21 protein-coding genes are annotated in these 22,177 nt (G+C 72.0%); 9 read left to right on the top strand and 12 right to left on the bottom strand.

Features of this window, described 5'->3' with window-relative positions:
• Window positions 1-17: 17 nt before the first annotated feature.
• Complete coding sequence (locus IQ251_RS00910) at window positions 18-1,499, bottom strand: amidase (RefSeq protein WP_228045898.1); 1,482 nt, start codon at window positions 1,497-1,499, stop codon at window positions 18-20.
• A gap of 185 nt (window positions 1,500-1,684) precedes the next feature.
• Here IQ251_RS00910 and IQ251_RS00905 point away from each other — a divergent pair, with 185 nt between their 5' ends.
• Window positions 1,685-2,839, top strand: coding sequence for an MFS transporter (locus tag IQ251_RS00905; protein ID WP_193926451.1), 1,155 nt, complete (start codon window positions 1,685-1,687; stop codon window positions 2,837-2,839).
• 4 nt (window positions 2,840-2,843) lie between these two features.
• On the opposite strand, the gene IQ251_RS00900 is transcribed toward IQ251_RS00905, so the two are convergent.
• Window positions 2,844-3,680 (bottom strand): SAM-dependent methyltransferase, encoded by an 837-nt coding sequence (locus IQ251_RS00900; RefSeq protein WP_370591126.1) that lies wholly within the window; start codon window positions 3,678-3,680, stop codon window positions 2,844-2,846.
• A 157-nt stretch (window positions 3,681-3,837) separates the two neighbouring features.
• Here IQ251_RS00900 and IQ251_RS00895 point away from each other — a divergent pair, with 157 nt between their 5' ends.
• The 5 genes from IQ251_RS00895 to IQ251_RS00875 all read left to right on the top strand — a co-directional run bounded on the left by IQ251_RS00895 (window position 3,838) and on the right by IQ251_RS00875 (window position 10,253).
• Window positions 3,838-4,920, top strand: a complete 1,083-nt coding sequence (locus IQ251_RS00895) for an S-(hydroxymethyl)mycothiol dehydrogenase (protein ID WP_193926450.1) — start codon at window positions 3,838-3,840, stop codon at window positions 4,918-4,920.
• Entirely contained in the window at window positions 4,920-5,549 is a 630-nt protein-coding gene (locus IQ251_RS00890) for an MBL fold metallo-hydrolase (RefSeq protein ID WP_193926449.1), read from the top strand. Before IQ251_RS00895 ends, IQ251_RS00890 begins: the two co-directional genes overlap by 1 nt.
• 66 nt (window positions 5,550-5,615) lie before the next feature.
• Window positions 5,616-6,680, top strand: coding sequence for a Gfo/Idh/MocA family oxidoreductase (locus tag IQ251_RS00885; protein WP_193926448.1), 1,065 nt, complete (start codon window positions 5,616-5,618; stop codon window positions 6,678-6,680).
• A 73-nt stretch (window positions 6,681-6,753) separates the two neighbouring features.
• A complete protein-coding gene (locus IQ251_RS00880) occupies window positions 6,754-9,174 on the top strand; it encodes a phosphoketolase family protein (protein ID WP_193926447.1) in 2,421 nt (806 codons plus the stop codon).
• A complete protein-coding gene (locus IQ251_RS00875; protein WP_193926446.1) occupies window positions 9,171-10,253 on the top strand; it encodes an acetate/propionate family kinase in 1,083 nt (360 codons plus the stop codon). Before IQ251_RS00880 ends, IQ251_RS00875 begins: the two co-directional genes overlap by 4 nt.
• A gap of 29 nt (window positions 10,254-10,282) precedes the next feature.
• Here the strand turns inward: IQ251_RS00875 and IQ251_RS00870 are convergent, their stop codons facing one another.
• The 4 genes from IQ251_RS00870 to IQ251_RS00855 form a co-directional block, all read right to left on the bottom strand.
• Window positions 10,283-10,987: a hypothetical protein gene (locus IQ251_RS00870; protein WP_193926445.1), complete on the bottom strand. Its 705-nt coding sequence runs from the start codon at window positions 10,985-10,987 to the stop codon at window positions 10,283-10,285.
• 148 nt (window positions 10,988-11,135) lie between these two features.
• Window positions 11,136-12,122, bottom strand: coding sequence for an MsnO8 family LLM class oxidoreductase (locus tag IQ251_RS00865; protein ID WP_193926444.1), 987 nt, complete (start codon window positions 12,120-12,122; stop codon window positions 11,136-11,138).
• A gap of 75 nt (window positions 12,123-12,197) precedes the next feature.
• On the bottom strand, window positions 12,198-12,977 hold the full coding sequence (locus IQ251_RS00860; RefSeq protein ID WP_193926443.1) for an IclR family transcriptional regulator: 780 nt from the start codon (window positions 12,975-12,977) through the stop codon (window positions 12,198-12,200).
• A 165-nt stretch (window positions 12,978-13,142) separates the two neighbouring features.
• Window positions 13,143-13,340, bottom strand: a complete 198-nt coding sequence (locus tag IQ251_RS00855; protein WP_193926442.1) for a hypothetical protein — start codon at window positions 13,338-13,340, stop codon at window positions 13,143-13,145.
• Between the two features lie 431 nt (window positions 13,341-13,771).
• On the opposite strand from IQ251_RS00855, the gene IQ251_RS00850 reads away from it, so the two are divergent.
• Both IQ251_RS00850 and IQ251_RS00845 read left to right on the top strand, forming a co-directional pair.
• Window positions 13,772-14,623, top strand: coding sequence for a helix-turn-helix domain-containing protein (locus IQ251_RS00850; protein ID WP_193926441.1), 852 nt, complete (start codon window positions 13,772-13,774; stop codon window positions 14,621-14,623).
• 10 nt (window positions 14,624-14,633) lie between these two features.
• Window positions 14,634-14,840, top strand: coding sequence for a DUF397 domain-containing protein (locus tag IQ251_RS00845; protein ID WP_193926440.1), 207 nt, complete (start codon window positions 14,634-14,636; stop codon window positions 14,838-14,840).
• A gap of 574 nt (window positions 14,841-15,414) precedes the next feature.
• Here the strand turns inward: IQ251_RS00845 and IQ251_RS00840 are convergent.
• From IQ251_RS00840 to IQ251_RS00820, 5 genes are all read right to left on the bottom strand, one after another.
• Window positions 15,415-16,848, bottom strand: a complete 1,434-nt coding sequence (locus tag IQ251_RS00840; protein ID WP_193926586.1) for a serine/threonine-protein kinase — start codon at window positions 16,846-16,848, stop codon at window positions 15,415-15,417.
• Window positions 16,849-16,948: 100 nt separating this feature from the next.
• Window positions 16,949-18,253, bottom strand: coding sequence for a TRAP transporter large permease (locus tag IQ251_RS00835; RefSeq protein ID WP_193926439.1), 1,305 nt, complete (start codon window positions 18,251-18,253; stop codon window positions 16,949-16,951).
• A gap of 205 nt (window positions 18,254-18,458) precedes the next feature.
• Entirely contained in the window at window positions 18,459-18,968 is a 510-nt protein-coding gene (locus tag IQ251_RS00830) for a TRAP transporter small permease (RefSeq protein WP_193926438.1), read from the bottom strand.
• A 10-nt stretch (window positions 18,969-18,978) separates the two neighbouring features.
• Window positions 18,979-20,013 (bottom strand): TRAP transporter substrate-binding protein, encoded by a 1,035-nt coding sequence (locus IQ251_RS00825; RefSeq protein WP_193926437.1) that lies wholly within the window; start codon window positions 20,011-20,013, stop codon window positions 18,979-18,981.
• Window positions 20,010-20,858, bottom strand: coding sequence for an HpcH/HpaI aldolase/citrate lyase family protein (locus tag IQ251_RS00820; RefSeq protein ID WP_370591125.1), 849 nt, complete (start codon window positions 20,856-20,858; stop codon window positions 20,010-20,012). The genes IQ251_RS00825 and IQ251_RS00820 overlap by 4 nt, the downstream gene beginning before the upstream one ends.
• 207 nt (window positions 20,859-21,065) lie before the next feature.
• Between IQ251_RS00820 and IQ251_RS00815 the strand changes: the two genes are divergently transcribed.
• On the top strand, window positions 21,066-21,737 hold the full coding sequence (locus IQ251_RS00815) for a hypothetical protein (RefSeq protein WP_193926436.1): 672 nt from the start codon (window positions 21,066-21,068) through the stop codon (window positions 21,735-21,737).
• Here IQ251_RS00815 and IQ251_RS00810 read toward each other — a convergent pair.
• A complete protein-coding gene (locus IQ251_RS00810) occupies window positions 21,734-22,159 on the bottom strand; it encodes a hypothetical protein (protein WP_193926435.1) in 426 nt (141 codons plus the stop codon). The genes IQ251_RS00815 and IQ251_RS00810 overlap by 4 nt on opposite strands.
• Between the last annotated feature and the right edge of the window lie 18 nt (window positions 22,160-22,177).

Genomic DNA, 22,177 nt, shown 5'->3' with positions numbered 1-22,177 from the left:
GCGGTCCGGCGCCGTGCTCACCGCGCGGCGCCGGACTCGCGCAGCGCGGGCGGCAGCACCCGGTGCGTCCAGTCGGTGGCCAGCTCGTAGGCGTGCGCCAGCTGCAGCAACGGCCATTCGCCGTGGTTGCGCCCGATGAGCTGCACACCCATCGGCAGGCCGCCCTCGGTGAACCCGGCGGGCAGGTTCGCCACCGGGTTCCCGGCCAGCGTCCACGGCGCGACGATCTCCATCCACCGGTGGTAGGTGTCCATCTCGCGGCCGGCGATCTCGCCGGGCCAGCGCTGCTCGGCGTCGAACGGGAACACCTGCGCGCTGGGCGCGAGCAGGAAGTCGTAGCGGTCCAGCAGGTCGCAGACCTGCTCGTACCAGTGCTGGCGGCCCTGCAGCGCGCGGTGGATGTCGGCGGCGCCGAACTCCAGGTAGCGCTGCACCTCGTAGACCGCTTCGGGTTTGAGCTGCCCGCGCGTGGCGGGATCCGCGTGCAGTTCGGCGTGGGCGCTGCCGACCATCCAGGAGCGCCAGAGCAGGAAGGTCTCCCAGGCCGGGGCCGGGTCCGGCGGTGCGGACACCGGTTCGACGCTGCACCCGGCCGCGGTGAACGCTTCGAACGTGCCGGCGCACAGGTCGAGGACGCCGGGCTCGGTGGGGATCCGGCCGTCGAAGTCGCCGAGCCAGCCGATCCGCGTCCCGTCGAAGGATCGCTGCAGGTCACCGGTGAACACCGCCGGGTCCTGCTCGATGCTCAGCGGTGCGCGCTCGTGCGGACCGGCCATGGTGGACAGCAGCAGCGCGATGTCGCGGACCGTGCGGCCCATCGGGCCCACCACCGCGGGCTCGCTGAGGAAGCCGCCCGCGGGCACGCGTCCGAAACCGGGCCGCAGCGAGACGATGTTGCCGTAGGCGGCCGGGTTGCGCAGCGAGCCCATGAAGTCGCTGCCGTCGGCGACCGGCAGCATCCGCAACGCCAGCGCGGCGCCCGCTCCGCCGCTGCTGCCCCCGGCGGTGCGCGTGGGATCGTAGGCGTTGCCGGTCGTGCCGAACACCGGGTTGAACGTGTGTGAGCCCAGTCCGAACTCCGGCACGTTCGTCTTGCCGAGCACGATCGCGCCCGCCTCGCGCATCCGCCGCACGTGCAGGTCGTCCGCCGCGGCGATGTGCTCGGCGAAGACCGGGGAGCCCATCGTGGTAGGAAAACCACCCGCGTTCGAGAGGTCTTTGACCGCCACCGGGAACCCGTGCATCCAGCCCGCGGGCTCGCCGCGGTCCAGCTCCTGGTCGCGCTGGCGGGCCTCGTCGAGCAGCTTGGCGTCGTCGGCGCGGGAGACGATCGCGTTCACCGCGGGGTTGAACCGGTCGATGTGCTCCAGGTAGGCGCGCATGACCTCGACGCAGGACGCCTCGCGGCGGTGCAGCACCCAGGACAGCTCTGCGGCATCCAGCAGCACGAGATCGGGGACCCGGGCGGACGGAAGGCCCGCACCTGGCTCGATGGTCAACGGCGTCCTCCCCCGAGTCGATCTGCCGCCCCGACTTTCGCGGGTGCGCAGCGCGCGGTCAACCGGCATTCGGCGGCTTCGGCCCGCGCCCGCGGAGAACTCGGTCGCGTTAGCGTTGCTAAAAACCCCTCGGGTTCGCAGCCTGGTAGGAAGGATCTCCGCCGAGCAGAACAGGACGGCACAGCGTGACCCTCGTCGAGCAGCGGCCCAGCGTCGGACCGGCCCGCGTGCTGTCCTCGGTCGCCGCGGTCGTCACCGCCGGGGTCTTCCCGGTGTTCGGTGTCGGCGGGCTCGGGGTGCAGCTGCGGGGTGACCTCGGTTTCGGTGCCGCGCTGCTGGGCCTGGGCACGGCCGGATTCTTCGGCGTGGCCGCGGTGTCCTCGCGCGCGATGGGCTGGCTCGTCGAACGCATGGGAGCCCGGCTGGGCATGCGGTTGGCCGCCGTGGGCAGCGCGCTGTGCCTGTTCGGCCTCGCCCTGGTGCAGACGCCGACCTGGCTGCTGGGCGTGCTGTGGCTGGCCGGACTGCCCAACTCGCTGGGCCAGCCCGCGTCGAACCTGCTGATCGCCCAGGGCGTTCCGGTGCACCGGAGGGGCGTGGGCTTCGCGGTCAAGCAGTCCTCCATCCCGGCGGCCACCCTGCTGGCCGGGGTGGCGGTACCCGCGGTGGCGCTGACCGTCGGCTGGCGGTGGGTGTTCGTGCTCGGCGGTGCGGTGGGGCTCGTCGCCGCGCTCGCGGTGCCCCGCATGCCCGAGGCCGAGCGCTCGGCTCCCGCCTCGACCGGGGACGCACCCGGCCCGCGCCGCGGGGCCCTGCTGCTCATGGCCGTCTCCGGCGGACTCGCCTCCGCCTCGGCCAACGCGCTCGGCGCGTTCGTGACCACCACCGCCGTGGACGTGGGGTTCAGCCCGTCGGCGGCGGGCGTGGTGCTGTCCGTGGCTTCCTGCGCCGGGCTCACGGTGCGGTTGCTGTCCGGGGCAGCCGCCGATCGGTTCGATCCCGACCTGGTCCGGTTGATCACCGGCATGATGCTCATCGGCTCGGTCGGTTTCGCGCTGATGGCGGTGAGTTCCCCGGCGGTGTTCCTGGTTGGCGTCTTGATCGGGTTCGGCGCCGGATGGGCGTGGCCGGGTCTGTTCAACTTCGCCGTCACCAAGCTCGCCCCGGACCGCGTGGCCGGCGCGACGTCGTTCACCCAGACCGGCATCTACTTCGGCAGCAGCCTCGGCCCGCTGGCGTTCGGCTTCCTCGCTGAGCACTTCGGTCTCGCCCCGGCCTGGCTGTCCGCCGCGGGCGCGGTGGTGCTCGCCGCCGTCCTGCTGCCGTTCGCGCGCCGCTGACCGCTCAGCGCGTGCGGCCCAGCCCGCCGAACAGCAGCCGGTAGCCGCTGCCCGCGCGCTGCTCGGGGTCCGGTCGCCAGTCGGCGAGGTAGGCCAATCCGGGTGCCAGCACGGGGAATCCGTCGAACAGTCCCTCGATCTCGCCGGTCGCGCGCGGGAACAGCGGGTCGCTGCTGGCCGCGTAGTGCCGGCACAGCGCGTTGGTCGCGGTCGGGGCGCGGCTGCCGGTCAGGTGGGACAGCAGCAGGTGGCTGCCCGCGGGCAGCGCGTCCCGGTAGGCGGCCAGGATCGCTGCCGGGCGGTCGCCGTCCGGGACGAAGTGCAGCGCCGCGGTCGCCAGCAGGGCCACCGGTTCCCGCAGGTCCAGCAGCTGCGCGGCTTCGGCCGAGCCGAGCACCGCGTCCGGGTCGCGCAGATCGGCGCGCAGCATGTCCACCCGCGGATCCCCGGCCAGCAGCGGTTTGCTGTGCGCCGCGGTGAGCGGTTCGTTGTCGACGTAGAGCACCCGGAAGTCCCGGCTGCGGCGGGCGGCGACCTCGTGGGCCGGGCCGATGGTCGGGATTCCCGAGCCCAGGTCCAGGAACTGCCGGACACCGCGGGCGAGCAGGTGTTCGACGCTGCGGCGCAGGAACGCCCGGTTCTCCCGGTAGACCTCGGTGACGCCGGGCAGGTCCCGGGCCAGGTGCTCGGCGAAATCCCGCTCCACGCCGAAGTTGTGCCCGCCGCCGAGGAACGCGTCGTAGATCCGGGCCGCTGCGGGCCGGTCGATGTCCATCGGGCGTTCGGCGTGCCGCGGCGCGCCGGGATCGCGTTCTACCGCCGGGGGACCGCCTTCGTGCACGGTGAAATCGTACAGTAGTCGTGCGATGACGTTCCGTGTGGTTGTTCCGCTCGGTACAACCAGCGGATATCGGCAACCTTGCCGATGGCCGAGCGCGCATACGACGATGTCCCGGGTATCGACCGATTCCCACCTCGACCGATGACAGGAGGTGCTCGTGACCGACAGCCGTGCGGTGGTGTCGACCGGCAAGGGCGAGCCGGTGCAACTGGTGACGATCGATGTTCCGGATCCCGGCCCGGGCGAGGCGGTGGTCCGGGTCCAGTCGTGCGGGGTGTGCCACACCGACCTGCACTACCGCGAGGGCGGGATCAGCGACGATTACCCGTTCCTGCTGGGGCACGAGGCGGCCGGAACCGTCGAACAGGTCGGCGATGGCGTGCGGGACGTGGCGCCCGGCGACTTCGTGGTGCTCAACTGGCGCGCGGTGTGCGGGGTGTGCCGCGCCTGCAAGCGCGGTGAGCCGCAGTACTGCTTCGACACGCACAACGCCGCGCAGCCGATGACCCTGCAGGACGGCACCGCGCTGGAGCCGGCGCTGGGCATCGGCGCGTTCACCGAGCGGACCCTGGTCGCGGCCGGACAGTGCACCAAGGTCGATCCGCAGGCCCGGTCCGCTGTGGCCGGACTGCTCGGCTGCGGTGTGATGGCCGGGATCGGCGCCGCGGTCAACACCGGAGGGGCCGGCCCGGGCGACACGGTCGCGGTGATCGGTTGCGGCGGGGTCGGCGACGGCTCGATCGCCGGTGCCAACATGGTCGGCGCCCGCCGGATCATCGCCGTGGACACCGATCCGACCAAGCTCACCTGGGCCCGCGAGTTCGGCGCGACGCACACCGTCAACGCCGCCGAGTACGACACCGTCGAGGCGGTGCGCGAGCTGACCGGTGGTTTCGGCGCGGACATCGTCGTGGATGCCGTGGGCACGCCGCAGACCTTCAAGCAGGCGTTCTACGCCCGCGACCACGCCGGGACCCTGGTGCTGGTCGGGGTGCCCACCCCGGACATGATGCTGGAGCTGCCGCTGCTGGACGTGTTCGCCCGGGGCGGCGCGATCAAGCCCAGCTGGTACGGCGACTGCCTGCCGGAGCGGGACTTCCCGGCGCTGGTCGAGATGTACCAGCAGGGCAGGCTGCCGCTGGAGAAGTTCGTGACCGAGGAGATCGGGCTCGGTGACGTGGAAGCGGCGTTCGACAAGATGCACCGCGGCGAGGTGCTGCGATCGGTGGTGAACCTGTGATGGCGCTGCGTATCGACCACGCGACCACGTCGGGGACGTTCTCTCTGGACGGGCAGACGCACGAGGTCGACAACAACGCGTGGGTGCTCGGTGACGACCGGGAGTGCTTCGTCATCGACGCCCCGCACGACGTCGCCGAGATCCGGCGGCTGGTGGGTGACCGCGCGGTGCGCGCGGTGGTGTGCACGCACGCGCACGACGACCACGTGCGCAAGGCCCCGGAGCTGGCCGACGCGGTGGACGCGCCGATCCTGCTGCACCCGGACGACATGGTGCTGTGGAACATGACCCACCCGGACCGCAAACCGGACAGGGAGCTCGCCGACGGCCAGGAGCTGGAGATCGCCGGGTCCGTGCTGCGGGTGCTGCACACGCCGGGCCACGCGCCCGGGGCGGTGTGCCTGCACTCGCCGGAGCTGGGCGTGGTGTTCACCGGCGACACGCTGTTCGCGGGCGGTCCGGGGGCGACCGGCCGCAGCTACTCGGACTTCGACGTCGTCGTGCGCTCGATCCGGGATCGGCTGCTGGCCCTGCCGGACGCGACCGAGGTTCATCCCGGGCACGGTGGCAGCAGCACGATCGGCGAGGTGCGCGGGCAGTTCGACGACTGGGTCGCCCGCGGCTACTGATTCGCGCCGCGCCCGGCGGCATCGTTGCGGCCGGGCGCGGCGGCACCGTGGCATAGGGTCTCCGCCATGGATCCCGCAGCACCGCTCAACGTCGGGCTCGTCGGCTACGGGGTCGGTGGCGCCTTCTTCCACGCGCCGCTGATCGCCGCGCACCCCGATCTCGACCTGCGGGCGGTGGTGACCGCGAACCCGCAGCGCCGCGAGCAGGCCGCGGCGGAACACCCCGGCACCGCCCTCGTCGACGATCTGGACGCGCTGCTGACCCGGGCCGACGACCTCGACCTCGTCGTGGTGACCAGCCCGAATCGGCTGCACGCCGCGCACGCCCGGGCCGCGCTGGAGGCCGGGCTCCCGGTGGTGGTGGACAAACCGCTCACCACGACCGCAGCCGAGGCGCGCAGCCTGGCCGAGCGGGCCGAGCGGGCCGGGTTGCTGCTCACCGCGTTCCACAACCGCCGCTGGGACGGCGATTTCCGCACGGTGCGCGCGGTGCTCGACTCCGGTGAGCTCGGCCGGGTGCACCGGTTCGAATCCCGCTTCGAGCGCTGGGCACCGGAGATCAAGCAGACCTGGCGCGACGCGGGCGGCGCCGAGGACGCGGCCGGTCTGCTCTACGACCTCGGCAGCCACCTCATCGACCAGGCCCTGCAGCTGTTCGGGCCGGTCGCGGCCGTCTACGCCGAGACGGACGCCCGTCGCCCGGGTGCGCGCGCCGATGACGACACCTTCCTGGCGCTGACCCACCGCAGCGGGGTCCGCTCCCACCTGTGGATGAGCAAGGTGGCCGCCCGGTCCGGCCCGCGGTTCCGGCTGCTGGGCTCGCAGGCGGAGTTCACCAAGTACGGGACCGATCCGCAGGAGGCCGAGCTGCGCGCGGGCAGGCGCCCGGTGGATCGCGGCAGCTGGGGCGCCGAACCCGAGCAGCAGCGCGGCGCGCTCGGCACCGGATCGGCCACCCGGGAGATCGCCGGCGAGCCGGGGGACTATTCGGCGTTCTACGACGGGGTCGTTGCCGCGCTGCGCGGCGCAGGGCCGCCGCCGGTGGACCCGCAGCAGGCCGTCGACGTCCTGGAGATCATCGGTGCGGCGCAACGCTCGGCGGCCGAGGCGACGGTCGAACGCCTGATCTGAGTCCCGCTGCCGAGTTGCGAAGCGGCTTCGCGCAACCACGCTGAGGAGCGTGGACGAGGCGAGGAGCGCGAGCATGACCGGCGAGAGCACCGCAACCACCGGGACCACCACCTGGGCGACCACCGCCCCCGCAGCCGGGCACCTCGGCCGCGAGGAGCTCGACGTGCTGCAGACGTGGTGGCGGGCGGCGAACTACCTGTCCGTCGGGCAGATCTACCTGATGGACAACCCACTGCTGCGGGAGCCGCTCAAACCCGAGCACATCAAACCGCGGCTGCTGGGTCACTGGGGCACCACACCGGGGCTCAACTTCGTCTACGCGCACCTCAACCGGGCGATCCGCCACCGCGACCTGGACATGATGTACGTGATCGGTCCCGGGCACGGCGGTCCCGGGCTGGTCGCCGGGGCCTGGCTGGAGGGCACCTACAGCGAGATCTACCCGGACGTCGCTCGCGACTACGAGGGGCTGCAGCGGCTGTTCACCCAGTTCTCCTTCCCCGGCGGCGTGCCCAGTCACGTCGCCCCGGAGACGCCCGGGTCCATCCACGAGGGCGGGGAGCTGGGCTACTCGCTCTCGCACGCGTTCGGTGCCGCGTTCGACAACCCGGAGCTGATCGTGCCCTGCGTGGTCGGTGACGGGGAGGCGGAGACGGGACCGCTGGCCACCAGCTGGCACTCGAACAAGTTCCTCGACCCGGCCACCGACGGTGCGGTGCTGCCGATCCTGCACCTCAACGGGTACAAGATCGCCAGTCCGACGATCCCGGCCCGCATCCCGGAAGAGGAACTGGTCAGCCTGATGCGCGGCTACGGCTACGAGCCGCACCTGGTGGCCGGGTCCGAACCCGAGGCCATGCACCAGCTGTTCGCGGCCACCCTGGACCGCTGCCTGGACGAGATCAGCACGATCCAGCACCGCGCGCGCCGGGATGGTTCCGTGCAGCGCCCGCGCTGGCCGATGATCGTGCTGCGCACGCCGAAGGGCTGGACCGCACCGTCCGAAGTGGATGGCAAGCGGGTGGAGGGATCCTGGCGCGCGCACCAGGTCCCGATCACCGACCCGCGGCAGAACCCCGAACACCTGCGCATCCTGGAGTCCTGGATGCGCAGCTACGGCCCGGCGGAGCTGTTCGAGGAATCCGGCGCACCCGTCCCGCGCATCGGGGAGAACAATCCCGCGGGGCCGCGGCGGATGAGCGACAACCCGCACGCCAATGGCGGGCACCTGCTGCGCGCGCTGCGGATGCCGGACTTCCGGAACTACGCGGTGCGCGTGCAGCAACCGGGGACCGACAAGGCCGAGGCGACGAAGGTCCTCGGCGAGTTCCTGCGGGACGTGATGCAGCGCAACGCCGATGAGCGCAACTTCCGGGTGTTCTCCCCGGACGAGAACAACTCCAACCGGCTGGGCGCGCTGCTGGAGGTCACCGCGCGCGCCTGGGACGCCGAGACCGAGCCCGGCGACGACGGGCTGGCCCCGGGCGGGCGGGTGATGGAGATCCTGTCCGAGCACACCTGCCAGGGCTGGCTGGAGGGCTACCTGCTGACCGGCAGGCACGGCTTCTTCTCCAGCTACGAAGCCTTCGCGCACATCGTGGACTCGATGGTCAACCAGCACGCCAAATGGCTCAAGGTCAGCACCGGGCTGCAGTGGCGCCAGCCGATCTCCTCGCTGAACTACCTGCTCACTTCGCACGTGTGGCGCCAGGACCACAACGGTTTCTCGCACCAGGACCCGGGTTTCATCGACCACGTGGTCAACAAGAAGGCCGAGGTCGTGCGGGTGTACCTGCCACCGGACGCGAACACGCTGCTGTCCGTGGCGGACCACTGCCTGCGCAGCCGGGACTACATCAACGTCGTGGTGGCCGGCAAGCAGCCCGCGCCGCAGTACCTGGACATGGAAGCGGCCGTGGTGCACAACACCAAGGGCATCGGAATCTGGGACTGGGCCAGCAACGACCAGGACGGCGAACCGGACGTGGTCCTGGGCTGCGCCGGGGACGTGCCCACGATGGAGACGCTGGCGGCGGTCGACCGGCTGCGCGGCTTCTTCCCGGACCTGCGGATGCGGGTGGTCAACGTGGTCGACCTGATGCGGCTGCAGGACGCGGGCGAGCACCCGCACGGGCTGACCGATGTCGAGTTCGACAGCCTGTTCACCCGCGACCGGCCGGTGATCTTCGCTTATCACGGCTATCCGTGGCTGATCCACCGGCTCACCTACCGGCGGAACAACCACCGCAACATCCACGTGCGCGGGTACAAGGAGGAAGGCACCACCACCACGCCGTTCGACATGTGCGTGCTCAACGAGATCGACCGGTTCAACCTCGCCATCGACGTGATCGACCGCGTTCCGCAGCTGGGCGCCCGGGCCGCGTACGCGCGCGAGGCGCTCACCGACAAGCTCGTCGAGCACCGGCACCACGTCACGACCTACGGTGAGGACCTGCCCGAGGTGCGCAACTGGACCTGGTCGCCGCAATGAGGGTGCTCACCGTCAACGCCGGTTCCAGCAGTCTGAAACTGGCGCTGCTGGACGGCGATCGGCTGGTGGACGAGCACGATCTGCAGCGCTGGCACGGCGAACCGGAACCGGTGCGCGCGTTCCTCGCCGAGCACGGCGCGCAGGCCGTCGCGCACCGCGTGGTGCACGGCGGCACGTCGATCACCGGTCCGCGCCTCGTCGACGACGAGGTGATCGCGCAGCTGGAGTCGCTGACCGAACTGGCCCCGCTGCACCAGCCGCGGGCTCTGCTGGGCATCCGGGCCGCGCGCGAGGCGGATCCGGCCGTGCCCTCGGTGGTGTGCGTGGACACCGCCTTCCACGCGGCCATGCCGCCCGCTGCGGCCACCTACGCGCTGCCGCGGGAGTGGAACGCGCGATGGGGCCTGCGCCGCTTCGGGTTCCACGGGCTCTCGCATGCGCATGCGGTGCGGCGGGCGGCCGAGATCACCGGGCTGGAGCCCGGCCGCGGCAAGGTGCTCAGCTGTCACCTGGGTGCCGGGGCGTCGATGGCCGCGGTGGTCGACGGGCGCTGCGTGGACACCACCATGGGATTCACCCCCGAAGAGGGTCTGGTGATGAACACGCGCAGCGGTTCGGTGGATCCGGGGCTGCTGGGCTGGCTGCTGACGAACCGCGGTCTCGATCCGGTCGAGCTGTTCGACGCGCTCGCCGAACGTTCCGGTATGGCAGGGCTGTCCGGCACGTCCGGGGATCTGCGCGACGTGCGGGCGGCGGCCGAGCGCGGTGACGCCGACGCCGAGCTGGCCGAGCGGGTGCACCGGCACGGCCTGGTGCGGCACGCCGGGGCGATGCTGGCCGTGCTGGGTGGGCTGGACTTGCTGGTGTTCACCGGTGGGCTCGGCGAGCACCAGCCGCCGGTGCGCTCGGTGGTGTGCGGGGCGTTGGAATGCGCCGGTGTGCGGCTGGATTCCGCGCGCAACGCGCAGGCCGGGCAGGACGCCGACCTCACCGGGCGCGGGGCGGCGGTGCGCACCGCGGTCGTGCAGGCGCGCGAGGACCTGGAAATGGTGCGCCAGACCGCCGGACTGCTGGGCTGACGTCGGGAACCGCTGCGGTTTCCCAGCATTCACGCCGGGGCGCGCGACCCCGAGTTCCACAGCACGCATTCGTCGCAGTAGCCACCCCCGCGCTTGCGCCACCACTGGCAGCACGTGCGCCGCCGCGTCCACGGGCTGCGCCGCTCGTCGATGTCCAGCAGGTGCTCGGCGCCGGTGGCCGCGCGCAGCCTGCGCGCCGTGCCGACGGCATCACCCGGCATGCCCGCCCGCTGCAACCGCCAGAGCACGGTGCCGATCGAGCCCACCGGATTGCCCCAGTACTCGTGGCTGTCGGCGGGCGGTCCGCCCAGCTCGCGCAGCGCCGCGGCCAGCGGGGTGAACGCGGCGCGCAGGTCGGTCCACCACTGCTGCTCGTCGGCGAGCCTCGGCCGGTCGGGATCGGGGCGCAGGCCGGACAGCCTGCCTTCTTCGGTGATCACCGCGCGCAGCCCGGACAGCGCGGGTCCGGGCACGCCCAGGTGCTGTTCGGGCACCGTGGCGCAGCACGCCAGCCAGCCGAATCGGAAGGCCACCAGCACGATGCCCGCACGGCGATGCCGGAACCCGCCGCGCTGCTGCCACTCGTCGATGCAGCGGCCCAACCACGGCCCGCCCGGATCGCAGAACTCCGCCCACGGCACGGTCAACCGGTCGGGGCTGCGGAACGAGTCGGGACGTGGCAGCAGGCGATCGCACTCGCGCAACCGCCCGGCCAGCACGGCGGGGGAGACCATCGGTGTGATCCTACGTCCCGGGTCCGCTCCGGCAGCTGCGGCGGCAGGCGGTTGCGTTTCGTGCCGGACAGTCGTCGTGCTGCGCGTGCGGCGTTCGTCACTGACCGGGCACCGCCGGAATCCTGGGAACGCTGCCGCTCCTGCACGGCTAGAGCCGGTCGGCCAGGGTGACCAGCCTGCGGTGCGAGTCGAGCAGGAGTTCGGTGTCGAAAGCGCTGGTGGTGACCAGCAGCTCGTCGGCGCCGGTGCGCGCGAACCGCTCGGCCAGCTGGTCGCGCACCTGCTGCTCGGTGCCGAGAATCGTGGTGCGCAGCGAATTCTCGAACAGCGTCCGCTCGCGCTGCGACATCTGGTCCGGGCGGACTTCGTCCGGCGGCACCAGCGGCGGGAACACGCCCGTGCGGCGGGAGCGCACCTCGGCCCAGGCTTCGGACGCCAGCAGTTCGCGGGCTTGCGCTGCGGTGTCCGCCACCGCGACCGAGCGGGACAGCACCACGTGCGGACCGGAATCGGGTGTGGTGCGGACGAACCGCTCGCGGTACCGCGCTACCGCATCCGCCATCCGGTCGTCCCCGCGGGGTGCGGCGATCACCAGCGGAAGACCCAGCTGAGCAGCGGTGTCCGCGCCCGCGCCGGTGGCTAGCACGAACAGCGGGATGTCCAGCCCTTCCGCGGCGACCACCGGCACCTCGTCCGGTCCGTGGCCGGCGAGCCCGTTGCGCAGTTCGGTCAGCTGCTCGCCGAACCGCTCCGCCTCGGCGCGGCCCGCGCCGAGCGCCCGGCGCACCGGGGCGGTGAAGCCCACCGAGCGCCCCACCCCGGCGTCGATGCGCCCGGGGAACAGCGCGGCCAGCGCGGCGAACTGCTCGGCCACCACCAGCGGGCGGTGGTTGGGCAACATCACCCCGCCGGTGCCGACCCGGATCCGCGTGGTCCGCGCGGCGACGGCGGCGGCCAGCACGGTCGGTGCCGCTCCGGCCACCCCGGGCACGCCGTGGTGCTCACCGACCCAGAACCGGTGGTAGCCCGCGGCCTCGACGGCGCGCGCGACGCGCACCGTCTCGCGCAGCGCCTCCGCAGCGCTGCGTCCCCGCTTGAGGTGCGAGCGGTCCAGCACCGACAGCCGCAGTCCCACACCCGGTGCAACGCAGCAGCCCGCGGCCTGTTCCCGAACCGGCCGCAGATCACACCGCGGGGGTCTCGTCCGAGCTCAGGCGGGGGTCTTGCGCGCTTCGGGGAACATGCCGGACACGGCCAGCGCCCCGGCTATGCGCTCGGCGGCGGCGACCAGTTCGTCGCGCACGCCCCGGGCCCGGTCGAACCGCCCGGCGGGCAGCGAGACGCCGACGGCCACCGGGGTGGGCCACCCGTCGACGGGCACGGCCACGCAGGAGGTGCCCAGGGAATACTCCTCGGTGTCCACGCACAGCCGCGGGCGCGCGCCGTGCACGAGCTCGCGGGTGCGGGTCAGCGTCTGCGGGGTGAGGTCCAACGGCGGATGCCGGTCGAAGTGCTCGGCGCGTTCGGATCTGCTCAACCCGGACAGCAGGCACTTGCCGACCGCGGTGGCGTGTGCCGCCTCGCGGAAGTCGATCGGGCAGTCCACCCGCGGATGGGCGGGGCTGTCCACGATCTCGGTGACCTCGGCTTCCCCGTCGTGGTACCGGGCGAGGTAGGCGGCCGCGCGGGTGCGGTCGCGCAGTTCGGCCAGCGAGGCGCGCACCTTGCGGTGGACGAGGTGTCCGGGGCTCGCGGACAGGACCTCGCCCACGTGGTCGCCGAGGACGTAGGAGCCGTCTTCGAGCTTGTCCAGGTAGCCGTCGTGCACGAGGGTGCGCAGCAGGTGGTAGGTCGTGGGCAGCGCGAGCCCGCTGCGCCGGGCGAGGGATTTCGCCGTGTTGCCGCGCGGGCTGTTGCTCACCTCTTCCAGCAGGCGGAGTGCGCGTCGAACCGATGAGATCAGCGTCGGTTCAACAGCTTGTCGGGGCATGAGGTCCTCCTGGCGCGCGGGCGCCGGGTCGTGGTGGGAACGCGGGCGGCGGGAACGCGACCAGGGCCCGGTCCGGCTGCGGCGGGAGGGAACGCGCAGTGATCCGGTCCGGGCTGCCTCGGACATGCCGCCCGCGGTGGGGAATGCGGCGAACGGGTGATCTCGTTAGCGGGGAAACGGGACTGCTGAGCGGAATGCCGGCTCCCCGCCGGAAGGCGAATCGTGATTGCGCAGGTCATCGGGCGCGGATCCGGTGTTCGGATCGGCCGGGATTCTGCGGCCCGCCCACACGTGCAGGGTCTCGGTGCGGTACAACACCTCGGACCAGATCAGCACGTTGACCGCCGCGAAGAAGCCGATCAAGAACATCGTGAACACGTTTCACCTCGTCAACGACTCATCGTCCGCTGCAGCTGCCGACCGGTTCGGCGGTACCGGCACCCCCGGTCTGCACGCTTCTCCGCCGGCGCTCGGCCGAATGCCGGAACATCCGCGTCCGGTGCACGTGCGGCCCGGTCCGATCGCGTCGCGCCCCCGACGAACCCGGCGCGCGGACCTGGTCCTGCACGAGCGGAACGCACGGAAACGGTCCGGTCGAGCACGACATCTTCGCGAAGAATCCCCTCCATACAGCGAATGCAAGACTGTCAGCACGGTGACAGACTTGCAAGTGATCGGGAGTACCCACTTCGGGTGAGAAATCATGTGAACCCGGCGCACGGCGGGCTCCACTCACCGATCACCCGAGCCGATCATCTACTTCGGACAGTACGAGCGACCCTAAGGTGATGACGATGACCGCCACACCACGACGTCGAGCCCTCGCGCGCGAACTCCGCGAAGCACGCCGGTCCAGCGGGCTGAGCATGCGCCAGGTCGGGGACCGCCTGGGCTGGTCCGAGTCGAAGGTGAGCCGCTTCGAACGGGGCGTGTTCGGCAGCGAACCGGACTATGACGATGTTCTGCGGTTCCTGACCGCGATCGGGCAGCCGCAGAGCAGGCAGGAGCCCATCCTGCGGCTCGTCCGCGAGATCAACGAACCGGTGTGGTGGGAGTTCGGCCTCGAACTGTCCACGCAGACGACCGCGCTGCTGGACGCCGAGCAGCGCGCGCACCGCATCCTGCAGACGTCGGTGACCGTGGTGCCCGGGCTGCTGCAGACCCGCAACTACTCGCGGGCACTGCTGCGCGAAACCCTGCTCGACACCGGCAACATCGACGAGTACGTGGAGATGCGCCAGGTCCGCAAGCGGGTTTTCGGCTACCGCAAGCTGGACGAGTACGCGGTCGTGCTCGACGAATCCACCCTCCGGCCGATCGGCACCGCGGACACGATGGTCGAGCAGTTGGAGCACCTGCGTGAGCTCGCCGAAGAGCCCAAGATCAGCATCACCGTGGTGCGCAACGACCTGGATACCGGCTCGTATCCCGGTCTGGCAGGCGGTTTCGAGCTCATCGACTTCGGGCACGACCGTGCCGTGGTGCACGTGGAGCACCGCAGCTGCGGGGTGTTCGTGGATGACCCGGACGACGTCCGCCCCTTCCGTGAAGTCGCGGACCGCGTCCGGAAAGTGGCGCTGAGCGAACGCGAGTCAGCCGAGCTCATCGCCGAATACGCCCAGCAGTACCGAAGAAGGAAAGGGTGATAGGGACAAGATGGCTCAGCTCCACCAGCTCTCCCACTGGCGCAAGAGCTCGTACTCGCACGATACGGACTGCGTCGAGTGGGGAAGCGATCCCGCGGCGTCCACCTTCGGCGTCCGGGACACGAAGAACCGCGACGCGGCCACTCTGCTGTTCGATCGGGCGGAGTGGTCGATGTTCGTGGACGGTGTGCGGCGCGGGCGGTTCGACCTGCGGTAGCACCGTTGCGCGGCCGGCACGACGGCCGTGACGATGAGGAGCCGCCCCCGGCAATCCAGGTGCCGGGGGCGGTTCCGCGACAAGGGTAAGCAGTCGTTGCGCCGCCGTTCGGCGATCGGGCGAAACGGTGTTGGGCCGAATGGAGCAGTTCGGCGGGTGGCTCGCTCCGGACGGCGCCCCGCCGCGGGCCGCGGACCGGCCGCCCGCGGGTTTTCCCAGGTCGGACGGTGCGCCGAGGCGGCGGCGGCCGGTGTTCCGCTCCCGGGTCATCGCCGCCGCCCCGCCGCGGCGCCGTCTCCTCCGCCGGCCCGGATTCGGGGTCGACCAGCGGAAAGACCTGTGCGCCGGGGTTCGCGCCGCAGGACAGGGGACTTCTGCGCGCCGCCCCGGGCGCAACATACAACCGCCCGGACGCACTGTCGCGCCGGAAGCCGCGCCGGTGCGCCGAAACCACAGCGCACGAACCGGTGCACCGGCCCAGCGCACCGGGTACGTGCCGATCATTCGCGGGGGTCCGGCACCGATCACCATCTGAAAAATTCGCCGTGCCGCAGCGCGTGTCGCAGCAGGCCGGTCAGGGCCGGGCGGGCAGGTAGACCGTCCAGCTGGTCTCACTGATCCGGGTCTTGGCGTCCCAGAGCTCGACCTGGAAGCGCACGCGCGAGTCGGGCTCGACGTCGATCGGGCACACCTCGGCATCGCCTTCGCTGTTGTAGTCCCGGCACTCGTCGTCCTGGCGGTAGTCCGTCCAGGAGTCGGTGCGGATCCACATGCCGTCCTTGTTGGTGTCGTGCGCGGTCAGCGCCTGCTGCGTGGCGTCGTAGCAGCCGGTCCCGCGCTCCTCCCCGGCGAAGCTGATCGACTTGCACCACTGGGTGATCTCCGGCGCGGGCTCCTCCGGCGGGAGGTCCGCGGTGCGCTCGATCTCGGACTCCGGTGGTGCCGGCTCGCCCGGATCTGCCGCGGAGGTTTCGGTCTGCGGCGGTGAGGTCTGCGGTTGCGACGCGGGAGGGTCGGCCGGAACGGGCCGCGGCTGCCCGACATCGTCGGTACCGCCGAGCGGCTGCAGCAGCGCGTAGCTGCCCGCGGCGGCCAGCAGCACCGCAGCGGCGATCCCGCCGGCCAGGCCCCACTTCGCACCCGCGCCCATCCCGGACCGGCGCCCGGAGTCGGCGGTCGGGACTCCCGCGGGCAGCTGCCGGGTCAGCGCATCGCGCGCCGCGCGGGCGAACTCCCCGGCCGCGGTGAAGCGCTGCGCCGGGTCCTTGCTCATCCCGCGGCCGATCACCTCGTCCAGCCCGCGCGGTACTGCGGGGCCGACGTGGCTCGGGGCCGGCGGCATCAGGTTGAGCTGCGCGTGGATCAGCGATGCGGCCGTGTCGCCGTCGAAGGGCTTGGTGCCGGTGACGCACTGGTAAAGGACGCACGCCAGCGAGTAGACGTCGGAGCGGGCATCGGCCGGGGCGTCGTTGAACCGCTCCGGGGCCATGTAGGCCAGCGTCCCGACGGTGAACCCGGTCGAGGTCAGCGAGGTGTTCGTGCGAGCGGAATGCGCGATGCCGAAGTCGACGAGGTAGGCGAAACCCCCGGTGGCCACCATGATGTTGGACGGCTTCACGTCCCGGTGCACGACGCCCTGCGCGTGCGCGGCGTCCAGCGCCTGCGCGATCTGCTCGATGATCGCCACCGCCGAGTGCGGGGACATCGGGCCCGAGGCGGCCAGCAGCGATCCCACGTCGTTGCCCTCGACCAGCCGCATGTCCAGGTACAGGCGCCCGTCGATCTCGCCGTAGGAGTGGATCGGGATCACGTGTGGATCGTTGAGCCGTGCCGCGGCGTGCGCCTCGGTCTTGAACCGCTCGCGGAACTCCCGGTCGGCGGCCAAGTGCTCGGCCAGCACCTTCAGCGCCACCACGCGGTCGTGCCGGGTGTCGTAGGCGCGCAGGATCTCGCCCATGCCGCCGCGCGCGATCAGGCCCTGCACCTGGTACGGGCCGAACTGCCACATCGCCAATGCCACTCCTCGGTCGCCCGGCCGTCATCCTATGGGGCGATCGGCGCGGTGCGGCGGGCAACCCATCGGATTGGGACCCGCCGGTCACCGCCGGTCAAGCGATGATTTCGGGGAGGAACGTGACGATCTCCGGGAACGCGACGAGCAGCACGAGCAGCCCCGCCTCGATGGCGATGTAGGGCAGCGCCCCGCGCAGCACGTCGGCGATGTCCAGCTGCGGCACGACCGATTTCATCGTGTACAGGTTCAGGCCCACCGGCGGCGTGATCACCGCCATCTCCAGGTTGACCACCAGCAGCACGCCGAACCACAGCGGGTCGAAACCCAGCGCCTCCACCGCGGGCACCAGCACCGGCGCGACCACCAGCAGCAGCGAGGCCGCGTCGACCAGGCAGCCCAGCACCAGCAGCAGGAGCATGATCGCGGCGAGCACCACGTAGGGCGAGACGTCCAGCCCCACCACGAATTCGGCCACCGCGTCCGGAACCCGCGCCAGCACCAGCATCTGGGTGAACACGAACGCCGAACCGACGATCGCCAGCACCGCGCCGGACACCTGCACCGTGGACGCGAAGACCCGTTTCACGGTCGCGCGGTCCAGGCTGCGGTAGAGCAGCCCGGTGACCGCGAACGCCGCCAGCGTGCCCACCCCGGCAGCCTCGGTCGGCGTGGCCACCCCGGTGTAGATCGCCCCGAGCACCAGCACGATGAGCAGCAGCGCGGGCAGCACGTGGCGCAGCGCCGCGAACCGCTCGCGCCAGGTGAACCGCTCCTCGGCGCCGGGAGCCTCGGCGGGGGCGAGTTTGGCGCGCACCACCACGTAGCCGCCCATCAGCGCGGCCAGCAGCAGCCCGGGCAGCAGCCCGCCCGCGAACAGCTGCGCGATGCTCTCCCCGGTCACCGAGGCGTACAGGATGAACATCAGGCTCGGCGGGATGAGCATCGCCAACGCACCCGACGCCGCCACCGCACCGCTGGCCAGCGCGGGCTTGTAGCCGCGGTCGAGCATCTCCGGCACGGCCATCCGCCCGATCACCGCCACCGAGGAAATGCTCACCCCGGACATGGCGCCGAACACCGTGGACGAGCCGATCGCCGAGGCCGCCAGCCCGCCCGGCACCCGGTTGAACCACCGGTAGGCGGCCGCGAACAGGCCCGCGCCCAACCCGCTGGCGGCCAGCACCTCGCCGAACAGGATGTACAGCGGTGCGGCCACCAGCGAGTACTCCTGCAGCTGGGACACCAGCGCCAGCGGGACCAGCTCCAGCGCACCCGGCCCGCCGATGGCGAGGATCCCGGCGATCCCGGACACGCTCAGCGCCACGAAGATCGGCGTGCGGGCGGCGATCAGCACTAGCAGCAGCAGCACGGCCAGCAGCACGAACCAAGCATCGGACACGGTCTCACCTCCTCACTTGCGGGCCTGTGTTGACGAGACGTGCTGGGCGGTGCCGGTGGCGGAACCTCAGACGCCGCCTCGGTCCGGGACCCCCGAGCCCATGCACGGCGCTGCGGCTGTCCTCCCGAGATGGCGTATGAGAACCCGCGGCGGTGCCGGTTGATCGGTGGGTGGAAGCGGCTGTCGTCGCTGGAGCGGGCAGTTCCTAAACATCGGCTTCTCCGGCCGGGTCGTCTTGTGCGCTCGGGGGAAACAGGACCGCTACGACCGCCAGCAGGACTCCGGCGATACCGAGCAGGGCGTCCGGGATCCACAGTGGAATGCCGAAGGTGCCCGCACCGACGAGTCCGCCGGTGAGGCCGACCTGCATCGAGCGGAAGCCGGTGACCGCGAGTACCACGCCGAGCAGTAGTGCGCTCACCGCCGTGGCCGCATCGCACGCCCGCTGCGCGCGGGGGCCGAGACCGCGGTGCACCAGGTCCATGCCGATGTGCGCGCCCCGCGCGTACAGGTGCGGGGCGGCCAGCGCGGTCGCGGCCAACACCCCGACCGCGTTGAGCGGGTAGGCCCAGTCGGTGGGCGCGGCGAACAGGAACCGGGCCGCCACGTCGTAGCTGATCGTGAGCATCATCAGCCCGATCACCAGCATCGCCGTTCCGGCTAGGGTCCGGGTGCAGCCGAGCACCGCCCGGCGCACCCCGTCCAGCACGCGCATTCCCGTCACCTCACGCCTCGTCCACGCGGGCCAGCATCCGATCGGCGACGGCGGGACCCACCGCTGCGCGCCACTTCTCGTGCACCGGGGCCGTGGCGCGGCGGAAGGCGGCGAGCTCGCGGGCACCGGGTTCGACCAGCTGCACCCCGGCTTCGGCGATCGCCGGCAGGTAGTCGCGCTCGTGCACCGCGAGCATCGAGTCGGTGCCCTGCCGGTGTAGCGACCTGCTCGCCGCGCGCAGCGCACGGCGCACCGGTTCGGGCTGCTGCTCATACCAGTCGGCGCGGCAGTAGGCGTCGAAGGTGTAGGCGCCGAAGTGCGCGACCGTCCCGTACCGCACGATCTGCTGCAGGTCGCGGGAGACGAGCGTGCCCACGTAGCTCATCAGCCCGTCGATGGTGCCGCGCTCCAGCGCTTCGTAGACCTCGGAGGAGCCCATGGTCACCGGCGCGCCGCCCAGCGCCTTGACCGTCTCGCCCTCGATCTCGCCCGCCACCCGGATGCGCATCCCGCGCACGTCGGCGGGTTCGCGGATCGGTGCGGCCGCGGTCCAGAGGTATTCCAGCGAGGTCGGCAGGCTGCCCAGCAGCCGGAGTCCGCGCGGGCGCAACTGGTCGTTGATCTCGGCGTGCAGCGGGCCGTCCGGGTCGATCGCGCGCCGGTGCTGGGCGAAATTCCCCGTGACGAAGGGGAGTTCCATCACGCTCAGTGCCGGGTAGGAGGAGGAGACGTACGAGCTCGTCTGGAAGATCAGCTCGGCGATGTCCATGAGCAGCCCGGGCAGCAGTTGTTCGGCACCGAGCAGCGTTCCCGCGTCGAAGACCTCGTAGCTGCGTTCCCCGCCGGTTTCCCGGTGCAGCGCACCGAGGAAGTGCTCGACGCCCGGGTAGAGGTCGTCGTAGCTCTCCGGGATGTAGGTCGCCGCGATCGGGTCGCGCGCGCTCGCGCAGCCGGGAAGCGCGGCCGCCGCGAGCGCCGCGATGCCGAGGAATCCCCGCCTGCTGAGGAATCCCCGCCTGCCGAGGGCGTTTCCCGGTCCGGTCATGATGCCGCCGCCGAGTGCTCGGCGATGATCTGCTCGGCCCGGCGGGCGACGGGTTCGTCCACGAACGTCCCGTCGTCCAGCCGGACCGCGCCCGGACCGGACGACTCCCGGTAGGCGGCCAGCACGGTGCGCGCCCAGGACACCTCCTGCTCGGACGGAGCGAACACCTCGCGCACGGCGGGCAGCTGCTCGGGGTGGATGGCGGCTTTGCCGCCGAAACCGAGTTCGCGGGCGGCCAGGCATCCGGTGCGCAGGCCGTCCGGATCGCCCAGCGCCAGGTGCGGTCCGTCCAGCGGGCGGGCGAGCCCGGCGGCGGCCGCGGCCAGTACCACGGCCGAGCGCGCGTGCGCGAGTTCCCGCCCGGCCGGGGTGACGGCGACACCGAGTTCGGCACCGAGGTCGGCCGGCCCGAACAGCAGCTGGGAGACCCGGCGCGCGGCGGCGATCCGGGACGCTTCCAGGACACCGCCCGCCGATTCCACGATCGGCACCACGCTCGGTCCGTCCGGCAACGCCGCGGCGAGCTCGTCCACGTCGGTGGCCGCGGCGGTCTTCGGCAGCAGCACACCGGCGAGCCGGTGCAGCACCGGGTGCAGGACTGCGAGATCGTCGGCGAACCAGGGGGAGTCGAGTCCGTTGATCCGGACCAGCAGGTGTGCGCCCGCGGGGGCGCTGCGGACGGCGTCGGTGACCGCGCGCCGCGCGGGTTCCTTGGCCGCGGCCGCCACCGAGTCCTCCAGGTCGAGGATGACGGCGTCGGCGGGACTGGCCAGTGCGGAGGGGAGGCGGTCGGTGCGCTCGCCGGGGACGAACAGCGGAGCGCGCATCGGTTGCGGACCGGCCACCGAGACCTCCTCGTCGGCGTAGCGCGGTGCGGTGCACCACAGCGACCGCGCCGGAGTCTGCCCCGGTGCGTGAACGGGCGTCAAGGGTCGCGGAAACGCCTGGGCGGCAACGCCGAACGCGCAGCACGCCCGTGATCGCAGGTGGCCGCGCAGCTGACCGGCGGGCATCCGGGTCGTCCGGATCAGGCGTTTCGTAGGATTCGCCCCATGGGTTCCACCGAGGTCGGCGAGTCGGCGCGCACCGAGCGGCTGGAGGAGACGCTGCGCGTCCCGGTGCTCATCGCGGCGGCGGTTTCGGTGCCCGCGGTGTTCCTGAGCCCGTTGGATGGCCCGGTGGGTGTGCTGGGCACGCTGATCAACTGGCTGTCCATGCTGGTGCTGGCCGGTGAGTCGGCGCTGCTGTTCTTCCGCAGCGGGAACCGGATGCGCTGGCTGCGCGAGCACTGGTGGCTGGTGACGATCACCGTGCTCACCGTGCCCGCGGTGCTCTTCGCGATCGGGCCGGTCCAGGTGCTGCGGCTGGTGCGCGTGGTCGCCGCGCTGCAGGTGCTCCAGGTGCGCCGGCTGGTGCGCTCGGCGCGGATCATCGTTCGCCGCGGGAACCGGTTCGGCAGGCTGCGCACGCTGCTGTCCGCGGTGACCGTGCTGCTGGCCTTCCTGCTCGTGGCAGTGGTGCTGGTCGACCCGGATTCGGCTGTGCGGCGGTTGTTCGGGGCGGCGCTGCGCACCTGGGGATGGGGGCCGCTGCTGGGTGCCGCGGTGCTGGCGGGTGGCGCGCTGGCCGCGGTGCGGGCTGCCCGAGCGCGATCGCGTGCCCCAGCGGAACCGGCTGCGGCGCAGCGTGATCCAGTCGATCCGGATCCCCGCGCTCGCTGCTAGCGCTGACCGGGCAGCCACAGCCCGCTGGGGCGGCGGAGTGTTCGCGTCGGCGCTTGCGGCGAGTCGGGCGGGGGCAGGTCGAGCAGCGCGGTGATGACGTCGGCCGCCGTGCCGTGCTGCTGCCACACCGGGTCACCGGCGGGGTAGTCGTCGGTGCGGAACCGGCCGGCGAGGGCTTCGTGCATGGCTCGGATCGTGAACGTCTCGACCGTTCCCCCGCGCACGCGTTCGGCGTTGATCGCGATGATCTGCTGACTCGTGTCGCGCAGGTGCAGGAACCGGAAGCCGGCGAGCACGCTGTGCCGGATCGCCGCGATGTGCGGGGCTTGTTCGTCGGTGGAGAGCATCGTCATGTGCATCGTTTCCGGTTGCGCGGGTGGTTGGTCCGCTGCCCAGTAGATCGTCTGGTCAGCGCGGTTCACCAGAGCGATGCTGCGGCG

This window comes from Saccharopolyspora montiporae (genome assembly GCF_015209505.1).
Lineage (GTDB): Bacteria > Actinomycetota > Actinomycetes > Mycobacteriales > Pseudonocardiaceae > Saccharopolyspora > Saccharopolyspora montiporae.
The sequence above is the reverse complement of the archived record's forward strand: the minus strand, read 5'-3'. Positions and strand labels throughout refer to the sequence as shown.